The 18,880-nt window shown below is 72.8% G+C and carries 14 protein-coding genes and 1 pseudogene; 6 read left to right on the plus strand and 9 right to left on the minus strand.

Features of this window, described 5'->3' with window-relative positions; genetic code table 11:
- Positions 1-39 precede the first annotated feature (39 nt).
- The 4 genes from efeO (at position 40) to ACZ4WV_RS22860 (ending at position 3,813) form a co-directional block, all read left to right on the plus strand.
- Positions 40-1,188: an iron uptake system protein EfeO gene (gene efeO / locus ACZ4WV_RS22845; protein ID WP_465749530.1), complete on the plus strand. Its 1,149-nt coding sequence runs from the start codon at positions 40-42 to the stop codon at positions 1,186-1,188.
- A 100-nt stretch (positions 1,189-1,288) separates the two neighbouring features.
- Positions 1,289-2,626 (plus strand): iron uptake transporter deferrochelatase/peroxidase subunit, encoded by a 1,338-nt coding sequence (efeB, locus tag ACZ4WV_RS22850; RefSeq protein WP_465749532.1) that lies wholly within the window; start codon positions 1,289-1,291, stop codon positions 2,624-2,626.
- Between the two features lie 73 nt (positions 2,627-2,699).
- The gene (gene efeU / locus ACZ4WV_RS22855) at positions 2,700-3,548 is read left to right on the plus strand and encodes an iron uptake transporter permease EfeU (RefSeq protein ID WP_465749534.1); all 849 of its coding nucleotides are present in this window, start codon (positions 2,700-2,702) and stop codon (positions 3,546-3,548) included.
- A 76-nt stretch (positions 3,549-3,624) separates the two neighbouring features.
- Complete coding sequence (locus ACZ4WV_RS22860) at positions 3,625-3,813, plus strand: hypothetical protein (RefSeq protein ID WP_465749536.1); 189 nt, start codon at positions 3,625-3,627, stop codon at positions 3,811-3,813.
- Between the two features lie 62 nt (positions 3,814-3,875).
- Here the strand turns inward: ACZ4WV_RS22860 and ACZ4WV_RS22865 are convergent, their stop codons facing one another.
- From ACZ4WV_RS22865 to ACZ4WV_RS22875, 3 genes and pseudogenes are all read right to left on the minus strand, one after another.
- A complete protein-coding gene (locus ACZ4WV_RS22865) occupies positions 3,876-6,440 on the minus strand; it encodes an ABC transporter permease (protein WP_465749538.1) in 2,565 nt (854 codons plus the stop codon).
- 70 nt (positions 6,441-6,510) lie between these two features.
- Positions 6,511-7,133 (minus strand): annotated as a pseudogene (locus ACZ4WV_RS22870) (ABC transporter ATP-binding protein).
- A gap of 338 nt (positions 7,134-7,471) precedes the next feature.
- Complete coding sequence (locus tag ACZ4WV_RS22875) at positions 7,472-9,682, minus strand: restriction endonuclease (RefSeq protein WP_465749540.1); 2,211 nt, start codon at positions 9,680-9,682, stop codon at positions 7,472-7,474.
- A 292-nt stretch (positions 9,683-9,974) separates the two neighbouring features.
- Here ACZ4WV_RS22875 and ACZ4WV_RS22880 point away from each other — a divergent pair, with 292 nt between their 5' ends.
- The gene (locus ACZ4WV_RS22880; RefSeq protein ID WP_465749542.1) at positions 9,975-10,913 is read left to right on the plus strand and encodes a DUF2797 domain-containing protein; all 939 of its coding nucleotides are present in this window, start codon (positions 9,975-9,977) and stop codon (positions 10,911-10,913) included.
- A gap of 43 nt (positions 10,914-10,956) precedes the next feature.
- Here ACZ4WV_RS22880 and ACZ4WV_RS22885 read toward each other — a convergent pair whose 3' ends face one another.
- From ACZ4WV_RS22885 to ACZ4WV_RS22900, 4 genes are all read right to left on the minus strand, one after another.
- Complete coding sequence (locus ACZ4WV_RS22885) at positions 10,957-11,265, minus strand: hypothetical protein (RefSeq protein ID WP_465749544.1); 309 nt, start codon at positions 11,263-11,265, stop codon at positions 10,957-10,959.
- A 342-nt stretch (positions 11,266-11,607) separates the two neighbouring features.
- Positions 11,608-12,345, minus strand: coding sequence for a succinate dehydrogenase/fumarate reductase iron-sulfur subunit (locus tag ACZ4WV_RS22890; protein WP_350747404.1), 738 nt, complete (start codon positions 12,343-12,345; stop codon positions 11,608-11,610).
- Positions 12,342-14,285: a fumarate reductase/succinate dehydrogenase flavoprotein subunit gene (locus ACZ4WV_RS22895; RefSeq protein ID WP_465749546.1), complete on the minus strand. Its 1,944-nt coding sequence runs from the start codon at positions 14,283-14,285 to the stop codon at positions 12,342-12,344. The genes ACZ4WV_RS22890 and ACZ4WV_RS22895 overlap by 4 nt, the downstream gene beginning before the upstream one ends.
- Positions 14,282-14,986: a succinate dehydrogenase cytochrome b subunit gene (locus tag ACZ4WV_RS22900; RefSeq protein WP_465749548.1), complete on the minus strand. Its 705-nt coding sequence runs from the start codon at positions 14,984-14,986 to the stop codon at positions 14,282-14,284. Before ACZ4WV_RS22900 ends, ACZ4WV_RS22895 begins: the two co-directional genes overlap by 4 nt.
- Before the next feature lie 96 nt (positions 14,987-15,082).
- On the opposite strand from ACZ4WV_RS22900, the gene ACZ4WV_RS22905 reads away from it, so the two are divergent.
- Complete coding sequence (locus tag ACZ4WV_RS22905) at positions 15,083-16,003, plus strand: LysR family transcriptional regulator (protein ID WP_465749550.1); 921 nt, start codon at positions 15,083-15,085, stop codon at positions 16,001-16,003.
- Positions 16,004-16,084: 81 nt separating this feature from the next.
- On the opposite strand, the gene ACZ4WV_RS22910 is transcribed toward ACZ4WV_RS22905, so the two are convergent.
- Both ACZ4WV_RS22910 and gcl read right to left on the minus strand, forming a co-directional pair.
- Entirely contained in the window at positions 16,085-16,573 is a 489-nt protein-coding gene (locus ACZ4WV_RS22910) for a glutathione peroxidase (protein ID WP_465749552.1), read from the minus strand.
- Between the two features lie 147 nt (positions 16,574-16,720).
- Positions 16,721-18,502: a glyoxylate carboligase gene (gcl, locus tag ACZ4WV_RS22915; protein ID WP_465749554.1), complete on the minus strand. Its 1,782-nt coding sequence runs from the start codon at positions 18,500-18,502 to the stop codon at positions 16,721-16,723.
- Between the last annotated feature and the right edge of the window lie 378 nt (positions 18,503-18,880).

Genomic DNA, 18,880 nt, shown 5'->3' on the forward strand with positions numbered 1-18,880 from the left:
GGCCTTGGCACCCCCATGCCCTTTTCCGTTGGAGCCCCCATGCCCGCCCGCCGCCGTTCCACCGCAGCCGTCCTGCTCGCTCTCGCCGTGGCGACCGCCACGCTGGCCGGCTGCGCGTCGAAGAAGGACGGCGAGGCGGGCGGACCGGACGCGGTCAAGGTGAACGCCACCGACACCGCCTGCGAGGTCTCCAAGACCAGCTTCCAGGCCGGGCACGTGGTGCTGGACATCAGCAACAAGGGCTCCAAGACCACCGAGGTCTACGTCTACGCCGCGGGCGACAAGATCGTCACCGAGCGCGAGAACATCGGCCCCGGCACCAAGGCCACCGTCAACGCCGAGATCAAGGCCGGCTCCTACGAGATCGCCTGCAAGCCCGGCATGGTCGGCGACGGCATCCGCCAGAAGATCACCGTGACGGGCGGGAGCGGCAGCTCCGCCCCGGCCGACCCGCGCCTGGCCGCCGCCGTCGACGCCTACCGCACGTACGCCCAGGAGCAGGCCGACGCCACCGTTCCGGCCGTCGAGGCCTTCGCCGCCGCGATCAAGGGCGGGGACCTGGAGAAGGCCAAGTCGCTGTACGCGCCCTCGCGCACCGGCTGGGAGCGCACCGAGCCGGTCGCCGAGAGCTTCGGCGACGTCGACCCCAAGACCGACACCCGCGAGGACAAGCTCGAACAGGGCCAGGAGTGGACCGGCTGGCACCGCCTGGAGAAGGCGCTCTGGGCCGACGCCAGGATCGGCGACGACGAGAAGAAGCTCGCCGACCAGCTGGTCACCGACCTCAAGGACTGGCAGAAGAAGATCCCCACCGCGGAGATCACCGCGACCAGCATGGCCAACGGCGCCAAGGAACTGCTGGACGAGGTCGCCACCAACAAGATCACCGGTGAGGAGGACCGCTACAGCCACACCGACCTCGCGGACTTCCAGGCCAACGTCGAGGGCGCCCAGAAGGCCTACGAGCTGCTGAAGCCGGTCGCCGCCGAGAAGGACCCGGAGCTGTCCAAGACCCTCGACTCCGAGTTCGCGGCCATCACCGCCCTGCTCGCCAAGTACAAGCAGGCCGACGGCACCTTCACCCCGTACGACAAGGTCACCGAGGCCGAGCGCAAGACCTTCTCCGACGCGGTCAACTCGCTGGGCGAGCCGCTGTCGAAGCTGGCCGCCGCCGTGGTCGTCAAGTAACCGGCCGACGATACCCAGCCCCCCGCGCCGAGCAGTTCGGCAACGACGCAGTACCCGCCGAGTGAGCAGTACCCGCAGAGTGAGAAGGGCCCACCCGCCGATGGACGCCGACAACGAGCAGCAGAACGGCACCCCGGCCGCTGCCACCACCCCGGCCCCGGCCGCCACCACCCCGCCCGCCACCGCCAACCGGGGCGTGGTCAGCCGCCGCGCCGTGATCGGCTGGGCCGGCGCCGGCGTCGCGCTCGGCGCCGCCGCCGTCGGCTCGGTCGCCCTGGCCGACCGGCAGGACGACGACCCGGCGCCCGCGCCCGCCGCGGCCGCCGCCGCGGAGGTGCCCTTCTACGGCGAGCACCAGTCCGGCATCGCCACCCCCGTCCAGGACCGGCTGCACTTCGCGGCCTTCGACGTCTCCGCGAACGCCACCCGGGAGTCCCTGGTCAAGCTGCTCAAGGAGTGGACCAAGGCGGCCGCCGCGATGACCGGCGGCCGCGAGGTCGGCACCGGCGCCGTCCCCGACTCCGCGGAGGCGCCGCCGGACGACACCGGCGAGGCCCTCGGCCTGCCCGCCTCCCGGCTCACCCTCACGATCGGCTTCGGGCCCAGCCTGTTCGAGAAGGACGGCCTAGACCGCTTCGGCCTCAAGGCGCAACGCCCCGAGGCCCTGATCGAGCTGCCGACCTTCAAGGGCGACAAGCTCGACCCGCTGCGCAGCGGCGGCGACATCTGCGTCCAGGCCTGCGCCGACGACCCGCAGGTCGCCGTGCACGCGATCCGCAACCTGGCCCGGATCGGCATGGGCACCGTCAGCATCCGCTGGTCGCAGCTCGGTTTCGGCAAGACCTCCTCGACCACCCCGGACGAGCAGACCCCGCGCAACCTGATGGGGTTCAAGGACGGCACCCACAACATCGCGGGCACCGACACCGCGAAGCTCGCCGAGCACGTCTGGGCGGCGCCCGGGGACGGCCCGGAGTGGATGACCGGCGGCTCCTACCTGGTCGCCCGGCGGATCCGGATGCACATCGAGACCTGGGACCGCTCCTCGCTCAAGGACCAGGAGGACACCTTCGGCCGCACCAAGGGCGAGGGCGCCCCGTACGGCAAGGCCAAGGAGCGCGACGCGCCGGACCTCACGGCGATGCCCGCGACCTCGCACGTCGCCCTGGCGCACCCGGACGCCAACAACGGCCTGATGATCCTGCGACGCGGCTTCTCCTTCACCGACGGCACCGACGGCCTCGGCCGCCTGGACGCCGGGCTGTTCTTCCTCGCCTACCAGCGGGACACCCGCAAGGCCTTCGTGCCGCTGCAACAGCGGCTCGCGGCCTCGGACAAGCTCAACGAGTACATCCAGCACGTCGGCTCCGCCCACTTCGCCTGCCCGGCGGGCGTGCGCAAACCGGGGGAGTGGTGGGGCCAGGCCCTGTTCGGCTGACGGCCGGCCCCTCGGCACGGCGACTCCCCTGACCGCCTCCCCCCGTACCCCCCACGACACCCCAGGAGGCCGCGTGTTCGGCAACTACCTGATCGGCCTGCGCGAAGGCCTCGAAGCAAGCCTGGTCGTCTGCATCCTGATCGCCTACCTGGTCAAGACCGGCCGCAGGGACAAGCTGCCGCCGGTCTGGCTCGGCGTCGGCTCGGCCGTGGTGCTCTCGATGGGCTTCGGTGCGGTGCTGCAGTTCGGGTCCTCGCAACTGACCTTCGAGGCGCAGGAGGCGCTCGGCGGGTCGCTGTCGATCGTCTCGGTCGGTCTGGTGACCTGGATGGTGTTCTGGATGCGGCGCACCGCCCGGCACCTGAAGACCGAGCTGCACGGCAAGCTGGATGCCGCGATCGCGATGGGCACCACCGCCCTGGTGGTCACCTGCTTCCTGGCCGTCGGCCGGGAGGGCCTGGAGACCGCGTTGTTCATCTGGTCGGCCGTCCAGGCCACCGACGACGGCTGGAACCCGCTGGTCGGCGCCGCGCTCGGCCTGCTCACCTCGGTGGTGCTCGGCTGGCTGTTCTACCGGGGCGCGCTGCGGATCAACCTGGCCAAGTTCTTCACCTGGACCGGCGCGATGCTGGTGGTGGTCGCGGCCGGCGTGCTCGCCTACGGCGTGCACGACCTCCAGGAGGCCGGCTGGCTGCCCGGCCTGCACAGCCTGGCCTTCGACATCTCCAGCACCGTCCCGAAGGACAGCTGGTACGGCACCCTGCTGAAGGGCGTGTTCAACTTCCAGCCGGACCCGACGGTGCTGCAGCTGGTGGTCTGGCTGCTCTACCTGGTCCCCACCCTGGCGGTGTTCTTCAACGTCCTCGGCGGCGGTAGCAAGGCCAAGCCCACCGAGCCGGTGACGGCCAAGCCGGCCGCCTGACCGACCGGCTGCCTGACCGGCCGCCCCCCCTGCGAACCCGCCCCGCCCGGCACCAGCCCGGCGGGGCGGTTTCGTCATGAGTACGTCACAGCCGCGACCGGGCCGGTCGAGGTGGGCGATCACCCCGAAGCCGAACACGACCGCCTTCGCGGGCCTGCTCGGCCTCGACGGCAGGCCGGTCGCCCAATTCCCGGTTTCCGCCCAGGGATTGGCCGCCGGCAGTCTGCGACCCTCCGACCAGGGCGTGGTGTTCGCCGGGCCGTGACGCGCGGGAGCCCCCGGGGCGGTCCGACCGAACCGCCCCAGGGGCTCCTCCGCCCACCCCGGCTACTCGCTCTTGATCGCGTCCAGGACGTCCAGCCCGGCCGCCCGGTGGGCCGGCCAGAGCGCGGCCAGCAGGCCGATCACGGCGGCCGCGAGCAGGAAGCCGGCGGTCTGCACCGGCGGCACCACGGTGGTGATGTCCTTGAGGCTGTCCGCCATCGTGCGCACCCCCGCCCAGGCGACCAGGACGCCGAGGCCGACGCCCACCAGTCCGCCGAACAGCGCGATCAGCACCGACTCCAGCCGGACCATCCGCCGGATGCCGAGCCGGTCCAGGCCGATCGCCCGCAGCATGCCGATCTCGCGGCGGCGCTCGAACACCGACATCGCCATGGTGTTGACCACGCCGAGCACCGCGATGACCACGGACATGCCGAGCAGCCCGTACATCATGTTCAGGATCCCGGTGAGATTCGCGCGGTTCTCCGCCTTGATCTCCTTCTCGCCCTTGACCGCGATCAGCGGGTTGCCGCCGGTCGCGTCGCGCAGCGCCTGCTTCAGCTCCTCGGTCGCGCCGTTCGCGCCCTTGACCAGGACCTTGCTCAGGCCGGAGCCGGGGAGCGCGTGCGGGCCGACCACGGCCTCGGGGGCGAGCACCGTGGCCGGCGCGGTGTCGGCCTCCAGGATGCCGCCGACGGTGAGCGAGCCCTTGGCGCCGTCCGGGTAGGTGACGGCCAGGGTGTCGCCGACCCGGTAGCCGCCGTGCGTGGCGCGGCTCCAACTCACCAGCAGCTTGCCCTGCCTGAGGGCGTCCGCCGAGCCCTCCCGGACCTTGACGACGGCCAGCTGGTCGATGGTCGCGGCGTCCACGGCCGTCAGCCACTCGCTGTCGTCCTCGCCCTGCCCGGTGGTGACCGGGACGCTGCGTTCGGTGCTCATCGCACGGACGCCGGGCGTCCTGGCGATCTGGGCGGCGACGTCGGCGGAGAGCATCGAGCCGTTGCGCATCGCCACCGTGTAGTCGGCCTTGAGCTCGGTGGCGGCCGACTTGTCCACGGCCTGGTTGACGGAGGCGCCGATCACGGTCAGCGAGGTGATCAGGGTGACGCCGATGGTCAGCGCGGAGGCCGTGGCGGCGGTGCGGCGCGGGTTGCGGACCGCGTTCTCCCCGGCCAGCTTGCCGGGCGTGCCGTACAGGGCGCGCAGCAGCGGGGCGAACAGCGCGATCAGCGGCCGGGACAGCAGCGGGGTCAGCACGAACACGCCGATCAGCAGCGCGGCCGCGCCGAGGCCGACCAGCTTGACCTCCTTACCGCCCACGCCGGCCGCCAGCGCGCCCGCACCGGCGAGCGAGAACAGCAGGCCGACGGTGTTGCGGAGCACCAGACTCTTCTGGGTGGCGGGCTGCTCGACCGAGCTCATCGCGGCCACCGGGGCGATCCGGGAGGCCCGGCGGGCGGGCAGCCAGGCGGCCAGCACCGTCACCAGCACGCCGACCGCGATCGCCGCGACCACCGTGGTCGGGGCGACGATCAGCGGGCCGTCCGGCAGATTGGCGTCCATCGGGCCGTTCAGCAGCGCCTTGAGCCCGACGGCGATCCCGATGCCGGCCAGCAGGCCCGCCACCGACGCGGTCAGGCCGACCAGCAGCGCCTCGATCAGCACCGAGCGGGTGATCTGGCGGCGGGTGGCGCCGACGGCGCGCAGCAGGGCCAGCTCCCTGGTGCGCTGGGCGACCAGCATGGTGAAGGTGTTGGCGATGATGAAGATCCCGACGAACAGCGCGATGCCCGCGAAGCCCAGCAGGAAGGTGCTGAGGAACTTGGTGCTCTGCTTGATCATCCGGTCCTGCTCGGCGGCGAGCTCGCGTCCGGTCCTGGCCTCGATGCTGTCGGCCTGCGGGACGGTCTGCCGGACGGCGGCGAGCAGTGCGGTGTCGTCGGTGCCCGGCTTGGCCTTGACGTCCAGCTCGGCGAAGCGACCCGGGCTCAGGTAGAGCTGCTGGGCGGTGGCGGTGTCGAAGGCGGCCAGCGAGCCGCCGGCCGTCACCCGGGGGTCGTTGGTGTGCAGGGTGCCGGTCAGCTTGAGCTCCATCACCGGGCCGTTGACCGCGACCCGGACGGTGTCGCCGACCTTGAAGCCGCCCTTGGCGGCGGTCCTGGTGTCGAGGGCGACCTCGGTGGCGTTCCGGGGGCCGCGGCCCTCCACCAGCGGGTAGCGCGGGTCGGTGCCGTCGGCGCCCGGGACGAAGTTGGTGCCGGTGGTGGAGAAGCCGTCGCCGATCAGCGCGCCCTTGTGGTCGGCGATGCCGGCGAACCCGCTGACCACGCCGCGGGCCTCGGCGGCGCCGGGCAGCGCGGCGAGCTCCGCCCGGGTCCGCTCGGTGAGCGTCGGGCCGGTGGTGGCCCGGCCGCCGTGGTCGTAGCCGCGGCCGATGGCCTCGCGGTCGCTGACCGTGACCGCGATGTCGGTGTAGCTCTTGGAGTTCTGGGTCCTGAGCGCCTCGCCGAGGGTGTCGGAGAAGACCAGCGTGCCGGCCACGAAGGCGGTGCCGAGCAGCACGGCGAGCGTCGTCATGAGGAGCCGGCCCTTGTGGGCCAGCACGTTGCGCAGAGCGGTGCGGAACATGGGGGAGTGTCAGTCCTGGGTGCTCGTGGTTCGGTGGCGTCGGGGCTCGGGCGTCGGGGTGCCAGCCGGGTCAGCTGGTGCGGCCCTTGGCCTCGAAGCGGCGCATGCGGTCCAGGACGGTGTCGGCGGTGGGGGCGTGGAGTTCGTCGACGATGCGGCCGTCGGCGAGGAAGACGACGCGGTCGGCGTAGGAGGCGGCGACCGGGTCGTGGGTGACCATGACGACGGTCTGGCCGAGTTCGCGCACGGATTGCGCAGGAAGGCGAGGATCTCGGCGCCGGAGCGGGAGTCGAGGTTGCCGGTGGGTTCGTCGGCGAAGATGATGTCCGGCCTTCCGGCGAGGGCGCGGGCGCAGGCGACGCGCTGCTGCTGGCCGCCGGAGAGCTGGGAGGGGCGGTGGCTGAGGCGGCCGGAGAGGCCGACGGTGTCGACGACGCGGTCGAGCCAGGCCTGGTCGACCTTGCGGCCGGCGATGTCCATGGGGAGGGTGATGTTCTCCAGGGCGGTGAGGGTGGGCAGGAGGTTGAAGGCCTGGAAGACGAAGCCGATGTGGTCGCGGCGCAGTTGGGTGAGCTGCTTGTCCTTGAGGCCGACGAGTTCGGTGTCGCCGATGGTGGTGGAGCCGGAGGAGACGGTGTCGAGGCCGGCCATGCAGTGCATGAGGGTGGACTTGCCGGAGCCGGAGGGGCCCATGATGGCGGTGAACTCGCCCTGGGGGAACACGACGCTGACGTCGTCGAGGGCGACGACGCGGGTCTCGCCCTCCCCGTAGACCTTGTTCAGGCCGGTGGCGCGGGCGGCCGCCCGCCCGGTGAGGACGGCGGTTGCGGGGAACGTCACGGGGACTCCAGGGGCGAATCGGCATTTCGTGCCGTTCCATCCTCCCAAGCCGTTCGAACGCGATGCGTATGCCCGGGAGGCGGACGACCCCCGCCGACCCGGCGGTGCGGCCGGGGTCGTCTCCTTCTCAGGTATGACGGGTTCCCTGACGGGCTCGCTTCCGTGGTTCCCCGCCGGGCTGGGCGCCGGTGTCACTCCACCGCGACGCCGAAGGCGGTGGCCAGCCCGGCCAGACCGTTCGTCACCGCGCGGCCGGACGGGGTGAACCGCCAGCCTCCGTCGGCGCGCTGGAAGGACCCGAGGAGCATCGCGGACTCCGGGATGCCGCCGTTGGCGCCCGGCCACCTGGCCGGCCCGGCGGCGCCCGGTCCGTACGAGGCGGCCACGGACAGCCCGTACACCCGGCCGAGCGGCAGCGCCGGGTGCTCCTCCTCCTCGGTGGAGACGGCGACCACCACCTCGTCGACGGCGGCCGGGAGGCGGTGCAGCTCCGCGGCCAGCCGGGCCGACCGGGTCGGCTCGCCCGCCACCGACCGGGTCGGGTGCAGCCGGACGGTGCCGTCCGGGTCCTGCGGGTTGTTGAAGAACACGAAGTGCCCGTCGCTCAGCACCCGGCCCTTGGCGCACAGGAAGGCGGTGACGTCCAGCTCCACCGGGTCGCCTCCGGCGGTGCGGCTCTGCCAGCTGACCGTCAGCTCGCTCGCGGCGGCGCCCTCCCCGGCCTCGCCGCTCTGCCCGTTCTCCGCCGGTGCGGCCCCGCCCGTGCCGCTGCCCGTCCGGTCGCCCGAGCCCGAGCCCGAGCCCGAGCCGCCGCCCGTCCCGCCGCCGAGCCGGCCGCGCAGGCCTTGCTCGGCCAGCAGCTCGACCAGCTCCGGGCCGCTCACCAGGGTCAGCGGCTTGCCCTCGATGTAGCTGTACGAGCCGCGGCCGAAGCCCGCGGTGGTCACCAGGATGCCCTTGATCGCGCCGTGGTGGCGGACGGTGGACTCCAGGTCGCGCACGGCCGTCGGCGGGACGGTCTTCTTGTAGCGCTTGGCCTGGATCACGATCTTGCCGCCGGTCACCGGGTCGAGGTCCTCGGCGATCACGTCCACCCCGACGTCGCCGCTGCGGGCCGTGGTCATCACCCGGAAACCGCGCAGCCGGAACAGCTCGGCGATCAGCTCCTCGAACTCGATCGGGTCCATCTCGAAGAGGTCCGGCTCCTCCTCGCCGAAGTGCCCGGCCGAGGCGCCGCCGACCGACTCCGGCAGCCGGTCCGGCCTCACTTCGTCCAGCCGCTCGGGCCGCGCGGACAGCCTGCCGCCGAGCCCCAGGAAGCACTCCACCGGCGCCACCCGGTCCAGCGCCAGCTCGGCGAAAGCGGCCCGGCTCACCGTCAGCGTGGACAGGAAGCGCTCCGCCTCCCGGCCGGTCGCCGGGTCGATGCCGAGCACGAAGCCGTTCAGCACCACCGAGTCCAGCACGCCGCCCTGGTCCGCCCGGAACAGCTCCGCCGCCACCCGCAGCGCCGACTGCGCCAGCACCTCCCGGTACAGCGCCTTGCGCTCCGTCGCGGGGCGGGCCACCTCGGCCTCGCGGTCGTCCGTCTTCACGTACCGCACCCGGGAGGCGGCCGGCACCACGTCCGGACCGGGCAGCTCCCAGTTCACCACCAGCTGACGGCCCGACACGTCCCAGGCCGCCGCCAGCCGGTGTGGGAAGCCCTCCGGCCAGGCCGCCGAGGCGTACAGGCCGGCCGTGAAGTACTCCTGCACCGCCTCCGGCTCATCCGCCCGCAGCCGCCGCAACAACTCCTCGGTACGGGCCGCGCGTTCCTCCTCCTCGCGGCGGAAGCGCTCCGCCCAGGCCAGGTACTCCCGGTGGTACGCGGCCAGCCGGTGCTGCCGGTCCGCCTCCCGGGCCTGCGCGGCGTACCAGTCCTGCTCGAACCGGGCCCTGGCCTGGGCCAGGTACTGCTCGTACTGCCGGCGCACCCCGGCGTTGCGGGCCTGCACCGGATCCGGCGGCGGCACCTGGTACGCGGCGGAGGTCTGGTCGGGCATCGGCACCGGTTCGCCCAGCGGGCCGGGGTCGAACGGCGGCACCGGGCGCGGCGCCAGCAGAGCCTGCGGCCCGAAGCCCGGCGAGGCCAGCCCGGTCGCCAGCAGCCCGCGCAACTCCTGGACCCGGGCGTCCAGTTCGGCCGTCCGCCGGGCCGCTTCCGCCTCCCGCGACTGCTGGTACGCACGCTGCGCCTCCCGCTCGTTGCGGGCGGCCGCCCGCTGCGCCTCGCGCTGCTCGCGCTCGCGCCGGCGCAACTCCGTCTCCTCGGCGCGCCAACGGGCCTCCTCGCGGCGCTGCTGCTGCCGCTGCGCCTCCGCCCAGATCGCCAGCACGCCGCTGTTCCGCCGCCCCGCCACGTCCACCCCTTCGCGCTCCGCACCGATCCGGCCGCCCGCGCCACCTCCGGCGACACCGCGGACCGCGCCCGCCACAATAGAACGTGGACACCCCACCCGGCCAAGCACCCGCGAGCTGCGGGCTGCCACGCCCGCGCCGCAGGGCCGGATCGGCGGCCGACCCGCCCGGCTCCCCGTGGTCTTCCGGGGCCGGTCCCGCCGTTGTCAGTGGCGGCAGGTAGCCTCACCGGATCGAGACCGGACCGAAGACCGGACCGAAGACCGGACCGACGTACTCCAGGGAGGGATGCCCGTGACGATCCCCGCACCGCAGCACCCGGAGCGCCCCGGCGGCTGGGTCTCCACCGGCCTGAGCTGGCACGACGGCCGCGCCCTGCTCGGTGCCGCCCGCGGTACCCAGGTGCACGAACGCGCCGTGGCGCCGGGTACGGAGGTCGGCTGGCTGCTCGGCGGCCCGCGCCGCTGCGTCGGCGCCTGGCTGGCCGGCGCGACGGAGCGCACGCCCTGCCCGCACCACGCGGTGATCGACCCGGACGGCGGCGCCACGCAGTGCCCCGCCTGCCAGAGCGTGGACCGAGGCCTGGCCCTGGCCCGGGACCAGATCCTCGACGACGGCCGCACCTACCTGCTCTACCTCGCCTGGTTCGGCGAGGGCCTGCTGAAGGTCGGCCTGACCGCCGAGCAGCGCGGCGACAGCCGACTGCTCGAACAGGGAGCGCTGGCCTACGCGTTCACCGCACGCGGCGGCCTGCCCGCGATCCGCCGCGCCGAACTCACCGTCGCAGCCTCGGGGATGGCCCGCGAGCGGTTCAAGTCCCGGATCAAGACGGACCACTGGTGGGCGCACGGCGACGCCCCGCACCGCCGTACGGTGCTCACCGAGGCCCGCGCCCGGGCGCACCGGATGCTGGACGGCCACGCGCTGGAACTGCTCGCCGACCGCCCGGTGGTGGACCACGTCGAGCGCTTCGGCCTGAGCGCGGGCGCTCCCGAGGCCTACCGGGAGATCACCGGGCTCTCCGCGGGAGCGGTGGTCGCCGGCAAGCTGCGCCCGGCGGTCGGGCGGCACCTCTTCCTCGACCAGCCGGACGGTTCCGGCCCGCTGCTGCTGGACACCCGCCGACTCACCGGCTGGACGCTCACGCCCGTCACTGGCCGCGGCTCTACCGGCCTGACCCTGGAGGAGCGAGTCCGCCCGCCGGAGCCGGACACCCAGGAGGCGCTGTTCTGACCGATGCCCGGCTCGACGCCCGGCCCGATGCGCTGAGCCGAGGTCAGTTCAGCTTGCTGCGCATCCCGCCGGGCCCCGAGCGAGCCCGGCGCGACAGCGGCGGACGGGACGGGCGGACGTCGCCGCGTCCGGGGGTCGGCTCAGCGGGCTCGGCGGCCCGCCGGGCGAGGGCGGCCCGGGCGGCGGCCAGCGCGATCCGGGCGAGCAGCGGGTCCTCCCGCTCGCCCGCCGCGTGCTTGGCCATCTGGCAGGAGGAGCACCAGACCGGCGACGCCGGCCCGTCCGGGTAAGCCATGCCCTCTGGCGGCAGGTAGTGCCCACCGCACTCGACGCATTCGAAGACCAACCTCATCCGACGATCACCGTCCCGGAGCCGTGGCACCGACCGCAGGGTGACCAGAAGGTGTGGATCCTGGGCACCATGCTTCCTTCCTCGTCCAGTTCGACCGTTGCCTCGGTCTTCTGGGTCCCGCCGGACCCGCCGCAGCCGGAGCAGGACTGAACCTGGGGCATATGCCGTCCTTCCGTAGCGGAGCACCACCGTAGCGCGATTTCGCGCGCGGCAGCACCGCTCCTCGCGATCCACCACCCGTACGGGGAGCGTGAGATGCCCGCGTGCGCTCCGTCCGGAACGGTGTCGGCCCCTCGCACGAGCACCTGTGCGAGGGGCCGACCGATCGGGGGCGGGTGGACGTCAGCCGCGGGCGGCCCGCAGGAACTCGCGGTTCATCGCCGCGATGCTGGGCAGCGGGATGCCCTTGGGGCAGGCGGTGGCGCACTCCCCGGTGTTCGTGCAGCCGCCGAAGCCCTCGGCGTCCATCGCCGCGACCATGTTCCGCACCCGGGCGCCGCGTTCGGGCGCGCCCTGGGGCAGCACGTTGAGGTGCACGACCTTGGCGGAGGTGAACAGCATCGCCGAGCCGTTCGGGCAGGCGGCCACGCAGGCGCCGCAGCCGATGCACTCGGCGTGCTCGAAGGCGGTGTCCGCGGCCTCCTTGGGCACGGGCGTGGCGTGCGCCTCGGGGGCGCTGCCGGTGGGCGCGGTGATGTAGCCGCCGGAGCCGATGATCCGGTCGAAGGCCGAGCGGTCCACCACCAGGTCCTTGACCACCGGGAAGGCCGCCGCCCGCCAGGGCTCGACGTCGATGGTGTCGCCGTCCTCGAAGTGCCGCATGTGCAGTTGGCAGGTGGTGGTCCGCTCGGGGCCGTGCGCCTGGCCGTTGATGACCATGCCGCAGGCGCCGCAGATGCCCTCGCGGCAGTCGTGGTCGAAGGCGACCGGCTGGTCGCCGCGGGTGATCAGTTCCTCGTTGAGGGTGTCGAGCATCTCCAGGAAGGACATGTCGGGGCTGATCCCGCTGACCTGGTAGGTGGTCATCGACCCGGGCGCGTCCGGGCCCGCCTGGCGCCAGATGCGCAGGGTGAGGTTCATGCGTAGCTCCGCTGGGTGGGGTGGACGTACTCGAAGTCGAGCGCCTCGCGGTGGAGGACGGGTGCCTCGCCGGTGCCGGTGAACTCCCAGGCGGCGGCGTAGGAGTACTCCTCGTCGCGCCGGGCGGCCTCGCCCTCGGGCGTCTGGCTCTCGGTGCGGAAGTGGCCGCCGCAGGACTCGGCGCGGTGCAGCGCGTCCAGGCACATCAGCTCGGCCAGCTCGAAGTAGTCGACCAGCCGGTTGGCCTTCTCCAGCGACTGGTTGAGCTCCGCTCCGGTGCCGGGCACCTTGATCCGGCGCCAGAACTCCTCGCGCAGCTGCGGGATCCGCGCCAGCGCCCGCTTCAGCCCGGCCTCGGAGCGGGCCATCCCGCACTCGTCCCAGAGGAGTTCGCCGAGTTCGCGGTGGAAGGAGTCGGGGGTGCGGTCGCCGTCGACGGACAGGATCAGGTTGAGCCGGTCCTCGACCTCCGCCTCGGTCTCGGTGAGCACCGGGTGGTCGGCGGGCAGGGCGGTCGGCTGGTGGCGGGCGAGGTAGTCGTTGAGGGTGGGCGGCAGCACGAAGTAGCCGTCGGCGAGGCCCTGCATCAGGGCGCTGGCGCCGAGCCGGTTGGCGCCGTGGTCGGAGAAGTTGGCCTCGCCGATCGCGAACAGGCCCGGGATGCTGGTCTGCAGGTCGTAGTCGACCCAGAGCCCGCCCATCGTGTAGTGGATCGCGGGGTAGATCCGCATCGGCACCCGGTACGGGTCCTCCGCGGTGATCCGCTCGTACATCTCGAAGAGATTGCCGTACTTGGCCTCGACGGCGTCCCGGCCCAGCCGGCGGATGGCGTCCGAGAAGTCGAGGTACACACCTTGGCCGCCGGGGCCGACGCCGCGGCCCTCGTCGCAGACGTTCTTGGCGGCCCGCGAGGCGATGTCGCGCGGCACCAGGTTGCCGAAGGAGGGGTAGATCCGTTCCAGGTAGTAGTCCCGCTCGTCCTCGGGGATCTCGGCCGGCGGCCGGGTGTCGCCCTGGGCCTTGGGCACCCAGATCCGGCCGTCGTTGCGCAGCGACTCGCTCATCAGGGTGAGCTTGGACTGGTGCTCGCCGGAGCGCGGGATGCAGGTCGGGTGGATCTGGGTGAAGCACGGGTTGGCGAAGTAGGCGCCGCGCCGGTGGGCCCGCCAGATGGCGGTGGCGTTGGAGTTCTTGGCGTTGGTGGAGAGGTAGAAGACGTTGCCGTAGCCGCCGGTGGCGAGCACCACGGCGTCCGCGGTGTGGCTGGTGATCCGGCCGGTGACCAGGTCGCGGGCGACGATGCCGCGGGCCCGGCCGTCGACCACCAGCAGGTCGAGCATCTCGGTGCGCGGGTGGATCTCCACGTTCCCGGCGGCGATCTGCCGGGAGAGCGCCTGGTAGGCGCCGAGCAGCAGCTGCTGGCCGGTCTGGCCGCGGGCGTAGAAGGTCCGGGAGACCTGCACGCCGCCGAAGGAGCGGGTGTCCAGCAGTCCGCCGTACTCGCGGGCGAAGGGCACGCCCTGGGCCACGCACTGGTCGATGATCTCCACCGACACCTGGGCGAGCCGGTGCACGTTGGACTCGCGGGCGCGGAAGTCGCCGCCCTTGACGGTGTCGTAGAACAGCCGGCGGATCGAGTCGCCGTCGTTGCGGTAGTTCTTGGCCGCGTTGATGCCGCCCTGGGCGGCGATCGAGTGAGCCCGGCGCGGGGAGTCCTGGAAGCAGAACTGGACGACGTGGTAGCCCTGTTCGGCGAGGGTGGCGCCGGCCGCGCCGCCGGCCAGGCCGGTGCCGACCACGATCACGGTGTGCTTGCGCCGGTTCGCCGGGTTGACGAGCTTGGCGTCGAACCGCCGCTGGTCCCAGCGCTGCTCGATCGGGCCGTCGGGCGCCTTGGTGTCGGCGATCGGCTCGCCGACGGTGTACTCCAGGTAGCTCACTTCACCACTCCGAACATCACGGCCACGGGGACGGACAGGAAGCCGGCCGTCAGCGCCAGCGCCAGGCCGTTGGCGGCCAGCTTCAGCACCTTGTCGCGGCGGGCGTTGTTGGCGCCGAGCGTCTGCGCGGCGCTCCAGAAGCCGTGCCGGATGTGGAGGCCCAGCGCCAGCATCGCGACGATGTAGATCACGTCGCTGTACCAGCGGCCGAAGGTGCCCACGACGTTCTGGTAGACGTGCCCGTGCTCGGCGACGGGGTTCACCGTCAGCGTGGTGAGGTCGAGGATGTGCCAGACGATGAACAGCCCGAGGATCACCCCGCCCCAGCGCATGGTCCGGGTCGCGTAGCTGGCGCGCCGGCGCTGGTGCACGTACTTGCTGGGCCGGGCGGCCAGGTCGCGGCGGCTGAGCTGGTACGCGGACACGCCGTGCAGCACCACGGCGGCGACCAGGCCGAGCCGGGCGATCCACAGGAACCACTCGTGGCCCAGGAACGGCTGGCCGATGGTGCGCAGCCAGGCGGCGTAGCCGTTGATGTCGTCGGGGCCGAAGAAGACCTTGAGGTTGCCCAGCATGTGCGCGACCAGGTACAGCAGCATGACCAGTCCGGTGACGGCCATGACCGCCTTCTTGCCGACGGTCGACCGCCACAGGGTCGCCAGGGTGGACGGATGCCGGCCCGTCCGCGTCGCGGTTGTCATGTCGGCAACGGTAGGGACGGTCACCGGGGTGCGTCCAAGACATGATGCGGCTGGTGACGATAGTCGGGGCCTATCGATGCGGCTTAACCTGGTCGTGTGCAGCTCCAGCAACTCCGCTACTTCCTCGCGGTCGCCGAGACCCGCCACTTCACCCGGGCGGCCGAGGCCGCGCACGTGGCGCAGCCCTCGCTGTCCCAGCAGATCCGGGCACTGGAGCGGGAGTTGGGCGCCGAGCTGTTCCACCGCACCCGTGGCAACATCGCGCTCACCGACGCCGGGGACGCCCTGCTGCCGCTGGCCCGGCGCATCCTCGCGGACACCGAGAGCGCCCGCCTCGCCGTCCAGGAGACGGTGCAGCTGCGCCGCGGCCGGGTGCGGCTGGGCGCGCCGCCGAGCCTGTGCACCAGCCTGGTGCCGGATGTGCTGCGGGCGTTCCGGGACCGCTACCCGGGGGTGGCGCTGGGGGTGCGCGAGGGCGGCTCGCGCGACCTGGTGCGCTGGCTGGCGGCGGGGGAGCTGGACCTCGCGCTGATCATCACCCCGCCGAGCGGGGAGGCGGCGCCCGCCCCCGCCGTCACCGAGCTGCTCCACGAGGAGCTGGTGCTGGTCTCCGCCGCCGGGCCCGCCCGGCGCACGGTGCGGGTGGCGGAGCTGGAGGGGCGGCCGCTGGTGATGTTCCGGGAGGGCTACGACCTGCGCGAGGCGACCATCGCGGCCTGCCGGGCGGCCGGGTTCGAGCCGGAGTTCGCGGTGGAGGGCGGTGAGATGGACGCGGTGCTGGGGTTCGTCCGGGCCGGCCTCGGCCCGGCGGTGCTGCCCGGCATGGTGGCGGCCCGCTCGGGCCTGTCCGTGACCCCGTTCGCCGGGCCGGGCCTGGGCCGCACCATCGCCGTGGCGCACGGCCACGAGGTGCCGCTCACCCGCGCCGCCGAGGCGCTGCACGACACCCTGCTGGCGCACCTGCGCGACGCCGCCCGGGCCGGCGAACTGCCGCCGGGCACGCGGCTGCTGCTCTGACGACGGCCACTGACGACGGGAAGGGGCCGCCCCCGGCGGGGACGGCCCTTCGCCGAGCGGACGAGCGGGCGAGCGGGCGCGTCAGGCCGGCAGCACGGCCTCGATCGCGGCGGTCAGCTCCGGCGACTCCGGCTCGACGCGCGGGCGCAGTCGCGCGACGACGGTGCCGTCCGGCGAGATCAGGAACTTCTCGAAGTTCCAGCTGACGTCCCCGGCCTGCCCCTCGGCGTCGGCCACCTCGGTCAGCTGCCGGTAGAGCGGGTGGCGGTCCTCGCCGTTGACGTCGATCTTCTCGAACAGCGGGAAGGTCACGCCGTAGGTGGTGGAGCAGAAGCTCTGGATCTCCTCGGCGCTGCCCGGCTCCTGCCCGGCGAACTGGTTGCACGGGAAGCCCAGCACGGTGAAACCGCGCCCGGCGTAGCGCTTCTGGAGGTTCTCCAGGCCGGTGTACTGCGGGGTCAGCCCGCACTTGGAGGCGACGTTGACGATCAGCAGCGCCTTGCCCTTGTAGTCCGCCAGCGAGGCGGGCTCGCCGGCCAGGGTGCGCAGCGGGATGTCGTACAGGCTCACGGTGGTGGTCCTTTCGGCAGCGTGGCAGAGGAAGTCGTCCGGGCACACGGTAGCGGCCCCGGACGGCTCAACCGCGCCGGCGCCGCCGGTGTTCCGCCTGCGCGGGGGCGTACGGAGCGGCTCGTACGCCCCCGCGCACCGCCCGCGTCAGAGCGCCAGCGGCCTGATCGCGGTCGGTGCGTGCTCGGGGAGCGTGGCGAGCTCCTCGAACTCGTTGACCTTGTCGATGTCGGCGGCGGCCATCGAGATGTTGGTGACCCGCTCCAGGATGGCTTCGACCACGACCGGGACGCGGAACTCGGCCGCCAGCTTCTTGGCCTCCTCGAAGGCGGGCAGCAGCCCCTCCGGCTCGGTGACCCGGATCGCCTTGCAGCCCAGGCCCTCGACGACCTTGACGTGGTCCACGCCGTAGACGCCCAGCTCGGGGGAGTTGACGTTCTCGAACTCCAGGTTGACCTGGAAGTCGATGTCGAAGTTGCGCTGCGCCTGGCGGATCAGGCCCAGGTAGGAGTTGTTCACCAGGACGTGGACGTACGGGATCCGGTGCTGGGCGCCGACCGCCAGCTCCTCGATCATGAACTGGAAGTCGTAGTCGCCGGAGAGCGCGACGATCTGGCCCTCGGGGTCGGCGGTGGCGACGCCGAGCGCGGCCGGGATGGTCCAGCCGAGCGGGCCGGCCTGGCCGCAGTTGATCCAGTGGCGCGGCTTGTAGACGTGGAGCATCTGCGCGCCGGCGATCTGGGAGAGCCCGATGGTGGTGACGTAGCGGGTCTCCGGGCCGAAGGCGCGGTTCATCTCCTCGTACACGCGCTGCGGCTTGAGCGGCACGTTGTCGAAGTGGGTGCGGCGCTGCAGCCGGGCCTTGCGCTCCTGGGTGGAGGCGGCCCACGCGCTGCGGTCCTTCAACCGGCCGTCGGCCTTGAGCTCCTTGGCGACCTGGACGAACAGCTCCAGGGCGGCCTTGGCGTCGGAGGCGATGCCGAGGGCGGGGGCGAAGATCTTGCCGATCTGGGTGGGCTCGACGTCGACGTGGACGAACGTGCGGCCCGCGGTGTAGACGTCCAGGCCGCCGGTGTGGCGGTTGGCCCAGCGGTTGCCGATGCCGAGGACGAAGTCGGAGGCGAGGAAGTTCTCGTTCCCGTAGCGGTGCGAGGTCTGCAGGCCGACCATGCCGGCGTTCAGCTCGTGGTCGTCGGGGACGATGCCCCAGCCCATCAGGGTCGGGACGACGGGGACGCCGGTCAGCTCGGCGAACTCCAGCAGCAGCTCGGAGGCGTCGGCGTTGATGACGCCGCCGCCGGCGACGATCAGCGGGCGCTCGGCCTCCTGAAGCAGCGCGATGGCCTTCTCGATCTGGATCCGGTTGGCGGTCGGCTTGTAGACCGGCAGCGGCTGGTAGGCCTCCGGGTCGAAGTCGATCTCGGTCAGCTGGACGTCGATCGGCAGGTCGATCAGGACCGGGCCGGGGCGGCCGGAGCGCATCAGGTGGAAGGCCTGCTGGAACACGCCGGGGACCTGCGCGGCCTCCAGGACGGTGGTGGCGGCCTTGGTGACGGGCTTGGCGATCGAGGCGATGTCGACGGCCTGGAAGTCCTCCTTGTGCAGCCGGGCGACGGGCGCCTGGCCGGTGATGCACAGGATCGGGATGGAGTCGGCGATGGCCGAGTACAGGCCGGTGATCATGTCGGTGCCGGCCGGGCCCGAGGTGCCGATGCACACGCCGATGTTGCCGGCCTTGGCGCGGGTGTAGCCCTCGGCCATGTGGGAGGCGCCCTCGACGTGCCGGGCCAGGGTGTGTCGGATGCCGCCGGAGGCCTTGAGCGCGGCGTAGAAGGGGTTGATGGCGGCGCCCGGCACGCCGAAGGCGACCTCAACGCCTTCGAGCTTGAGGATCTCCACGGCCGCGCGGGCGGCTGTCATACGAGGCATCGGGTCTCTCCTGCGTCGGCCCGCAGTGGCTCGGAGGGCTCATCTCCTGAATTCCACCATACGGAAGAACGGTTTCTGTATGTGGAAGCACGGTAGAGTCGGGCCCGTCGGGGCGTCAAGAGGAGTTTCAACAGAATGTGGAAGCCGGGCTCGGTCGCCCCGGACGTGGGCGCTCTGTCCTGGGGCTCCGCCCGCTCGCCGCGCCGGCCGCCGTCCCGGTGCGGCCGCCGCTGCCTCCGGCGGGCCGGCGGCGGGTCCGTCTAGCCTGGTGGGGGGGGGGGGGGGGGTGGGGGGGGGGCGAAGAGGCGGTGGCACAAAGGACGGGAAGAAGGAGTCGCAGCCCTCTCTGTTGGCCCCCTAGGGGTGAGGGAGGGGAGG

The organism is Kitasatospora sp. NPDC029312 (genome assembly GCF_055569215.1).

What these genes read in the sequence shown, in the direction of transcription:
- efeO (WP_465749530.1), top strand. Translation starts at nt 40, where the DNA reads ATGCCCGCCCGCCGCCGTTCCACCGCAGCCGTCCTGCTCGCTCTCGCC.
- efeB (WP_465749532.1), top strand. Translation starts at nt 1,289, where the DNA reads ATGGACGCCGACAACGAGCAGCAGAACGGCACCCCGGCCGCTGCCACC.
- ACZ4WV_RS22860 (WP_465749536.1), top strand. Translation starts at nt 3,625, where the DNA reads ATGAGTACGTCACAGCCGCGACCGGGCCGGTCGAGGTGGGCGATCACC.
- ACZ4WV_RS22865 (WP_465749538.1), bottom strand. Translation starts at nt 6,440, where the DNA reads ATGTTCCGCACCGCTCTGCGCAACGTGCTGGCCCACAAGGGCCGGCTC.
- ACZ4WV_RS22885 (WP_465749544.1), bottom strand. Translation starts at nt 11,265, where the DNA reads ATGAGGTTGGTCTTCGAATGCGTCGAGTGCGGTGGGCACTACCTGCCG.
- ACZ4WV_RS22890 (WP_350747404.1), bottom strand. Translation starts at nt 12,345, where the DNA reads ATGAACCTCACCCTGCGCATCTGGCGCCAGGCGGGCCCGGACGCGCCC.
- ACZ4WV_RS22900 (WP_465749548.1), bottom strand. Translation starts at nt 14,986, where the DNA reads ATGACAACCGCGACGCGGACGGGCCGGCATCCGTCCACCCTGGCGACC.
- gcl (WP_465749554.1), bottom strand. Translation starts at nt 18,502, where the DNA reads ATGCCTCGTATGACAGCCGCCCGCGCGGCCGTGGAGATCCTCAAGCTC.